Source organism: uncultured Corynebacterium sp., assembly GCF_945649885.1.
GTDB lineage: Bacteria > Actinomycetota > Actinomycetes > Mycobacteriales > Mycobacteriaceae > Corynebacterium.
Map to the genome: position 1 here is coordinate 1 of NZ_CALZFS010000181.1, position 3,823 is coordinate 3,823.

The following is a 3,823-nucleotide window of genomic DNA, read 5'->3' on the forward strand; positions in this document are numbered from 1 at the left end:
CCAGGCCCCTGGTTATCTTGACCAGTTCCGGTGCGATCACCAGCACTACCGTTACTCTCAGGAGTCCACTGAGTGATCTGAAAGCCACCTTCAGATTCAGGCGCTGCAATCAGAAGATCACCTGAGGAAAGAGATTCCCACAGGTCCGCTACCGAGTGCTGCTGTGCTGGTTGCTCATAGGCGGCCCAGTTGCGATTACCGCCCTGGAAACCAGTGCGGTCAGCGAAGGCAAGAGTCAGATAGCCTTCCTGATCGAATGCCAGTCCGGACAGCATCGGCTGAGGATAGACGTGTGTCTTATGCCCCCAGCTACGGGAGTCATCGAAAATACCGACTGTGCGCCCCATCCGGGACTGCTCTTTTACATAAGCATCCCAGTCAGCAACTGGAGGGTCTGGTTGTTCAATCCACGTGTCGGTCCAGGAGTTCCACTGTGAAACCTGTGGATAGGCCTCGGTGAACTCTGGGAGATTTCCGCTACCGCCCCAATTGTTGGTGACGCTTCCCTTTTCATAGCTCAGGTCACCATCGTTAAGAACGTTGGACCAGGATCCGGTGAAGCTAGAAGCATCGCGATCGAGCACATCAATGCGGTCGACGTAGTACTTCATTTCGGCGTCCTCTGCTGAACGCCAGGCTTCACTTTCACCAGTATCGTTGTAACCAACGTAGAGCTGCCCCTGGTTCAAGGTCAGGGCAAAAGCACGCTGGCCAGCATTGGTAGGGGCTGCAATGGAAGCAATCAGACGTGGCTCTTCCACGGTAGAGATATCAATCGCATAAACACGCTTGTCAAAGAGATTGACAAAATACAGGATCTGGGCCTGGCTATCAATAGCCATTCCACCGATGCCGACCTTCATTGCATTTTCAAAGGCATTAACATCAGGGATGAGCAGATTAGGTTCGCCAAGTGCTGGCCGTGATGCAATGAGATCTTGACCGACATTAATTCCCAGATCGGCGACGACGTCAAAACCCCGTGGGGTATCGCCTTCCTGAGGGGTTCCTGCAGCGTCTAGAGCATTGGAGACATAGTAAATGCCACCAAGCCCCTCAGGCCCCAGGTCAGAAATACGCTTATAGGCAGCTCCGGCGAAAACTCTATTGCTCACAGTGTCAGCAGCCACAGAGAAGATCGAACCAACTTCTCCATAAGTCGCCCAAGTTGTGCGGGCAGCAAAATCAGCGTTACCACCCGAAACGTTCTGGCCTACGTTCCACTTCGTGGCAACCAGAACTTCGGTATCAGCTGCAGCAACATGGTCATGCCTCCCCGCTGCCAGGATCGCTGTGCCGACTGTCGGATCAGATCCTGCAGCACCTGCAGCAATCGGGTTGTACTGATTAACATCCAGTACTCCGAAATCAATACCACTTGCACCAGCTAGAGCGAACTGAACACTGCTCTGCCCTGCATTGAAGGAATCATTCATTCCTTGCGGAAGGTCAGTGAATTCAATCCGCAGTGGGGCATCTTCGGCTACAGAAGTATTAAGGGTGTAATTTCCCTCGCCCTGATCATTGACGGAGGTGGTCGTTGAACCAACGCTGTCTCCTGATTCATCATAGGCAGTAACAGTAATACCGCCGAGAGGGGAATCCGTGCCGACGGTGAATTCACCATCGCCACCGTAGTCCAGGAAGACCTTGCCGGTGACCGGTGGGGTTTCCTGGGATTGCGCTACCGGGATGCCAGTTGCTGCAAGTGCGATTGCAGTAAGGCTGGCCACCCCTCGCCGTAAAAGAGAGGACGGTCCAGCTTTTCTGGGCCGCCCTCTCCCCATGAAGGAACCTCTATACATTAATCTCCTATAGTTAATGGCTTATACCTTGAACCGGAGACACGAACAGAGCTCTGGTAGGATTCTTGCTACAATGGTAGGCATTGACAGGAAAATCCCAGGTAAAAGCTGAAGAAATAATAGATTTACCGCCCAAGCAGGTCAAACACTTATATTTTCCTCAGGGAAGGATCGTCCTAAATAAAGACCTTCCGACCCCGGGGTAATTATGAGACTGCCCCAGTTCCCGGTAAATAACCCTCACCAGCTGTATTTATAGAAAATTTCCACTACCTGCAACCGATTCGATCTCGCGAACCCCGTTAAGCTTCACCACCCCCGCCCTTAACTCATCCTAAAAGCCAGTCTCGCAATTAATGTGACCAAGGAACCGGCCAGGACAGCTATGATAAAGTGCGAGCTCATGTACAAATCTGCCTTGAGGTCGCGTGGCCTCCGCTGGGCAAGTTCCATCGCCGCCATCGGGCTGACTACCTCCCTGTTGGGCGCCTGTTCCCCCTCCACAGATGCCGATGGAATCATCCATGTGCCTGAGGAAGTGCCCACGCTCACCGCCGCTGAAGAACTGGCGCAGCCCGGGGATGTCATCATCGCCGCCCCCGGCACCTATAACGAGCAGGTCGAGGTCACCACCCCGGACATCACCATTCGGGGTGCAGACCGCAATGACACCATCATTGACGGCGAAGGGATCCGCCCCTATGGCATCGTCGTCACCGTTGATGGCGTGCGCGTGGAGAATCTGACCGTCAGTAATGCCACCTTCTACGGCCTGCTCTTCACCGGTCTTCATGATGAATCAGGTCCACAGGCCCCCACGGCATCCAACTATGAGCCCTGGGATCCTGAACAATTCCCACCGCTGCAGCGTTTCCTCGCCGATCACGTCACGGCCAGCAACAATGGTCTCTATGGCATTTATGCCTTCAACTCCCAACATGGCGCCATCATCAATTCCTATGCCTCAGGTTCTGCAGATAGTGGCATCTACGTGGGGCAATGCCGTGATTGCGATATCCTCGTGCAGGATAATGTGGCAGAGCGCAATGCTGTTGGTTTTGAAAACTCCAATGCCAGTGATTCTCTCCTGGTCGCCGGAAACCGCTTCTCCTCAAACCGGGTGGGGCTGACCCTACTGTCGAACTACCAGGAATCATTTGTGCCACAACGAGACAACATCATCGTGGGCAATGTCATCGCTGATAATAATGAGTCTGATTCACCTGCCCAGGCTGATGGTGGTTTCGGCACCGGCATCGGCATCAGTGGCGGTGTGGGCAACCTGATTCAGCGCAACCTGATCGCCGGAAACTCCCGCTCGGGTATCATTTTGGACAATATCGAGGACCTTCCCTCCGAGTCGAATGCCTTCATCGAGAATGAATTGACTGGGAATCACCTGGACGTGGTTAACCTCTCAGCTGAACGCTCCCCCGCCAGTGCAAACTGCTTTGACCCTGCAGCTGGTCTCAACACCCATCCGGAGGCACTCGCAGACACTCTGGTCTCGGAAGTCTGCACTGCCCCGACATCCCAAAATGGTGATGTCTCCGCAGCTCAGGCAGCTGCAACCTCAATCCCGGGACCGGAGGCTCCCCGTGGGGTGAGTTATCTTTCTGTGGCTAAACCCATCATGCAACCTCAGCTACCCCCGCGGAATACATATACGAGACTGTCAGATCGCATAGTCATGCCCTCAGCAGATGATTTTGGGCTTCCTGAACCCAGCTATCTGTCAGAAAGAACAGGTACACTGTGATCTTTTCCCAGACCCGCAGAGCAGCAGGCGCAGCCACCATTTTGGTGGGTGCGCTCGCTTTCACTTCGCTTGTCAGTTGTTCTTCTGAACCTGAATGGCATCCGGTGACCACTGAGGAATCCCAGGTCCTCGCACTGGCCCGTTTCAATAATTTTGACCAGGGTATCCGTTCTTTTGAAACCGATATTGTTGTGCAGGGACAGGGACTGCGTATCACCGGTTGGGTGGACTATGTCGAGCACGCCGGTTACGCAGGTGT

Annotated in this window: 3 protein-coding genes; 2 read left to right on the forward strand and 1 reads right to left on the reverse strand. The window is 53.9% G+C overall.

The window, feature by feature from the left end:
- Window positions 1-1,733: hypothetical protein (locus Q0M74_RS13410; RefSeq protein WP_293955285.1), on the reverse strand; the 1,733-nt coding region annotated here is incomplete at its 3' end.
- A 475-nt stretch (window positions 1,734-2,208) separates the two neighbouring features.
- Between Q0M74_RS13410 and Q0M74_RS13415 the strand changes: the two genes are divergently transcribed.
- Window positions 2,209-3,564, forward strand: coding sequence for a nitrous oxide reductase family maturation protein NosD (locus tag Q0M74_RS13415; RefSeq protein ID WP_293955287.1), 1,356 nt, complete (start codon window positions 2,209-2,211; stop codon window positions 3,562-3,564).
- The coding region (locus Q0M74_RS13420; RefSeq protein ID WP_293955289.1) for a hypothetical protein at window positions 3,561-3,823 on the forward strand (263 nt) is incomplete at its 3' end. The genes Q0M74_RS13415 and Q0M74_RS13420, both read left to right, overlap by 4 nt.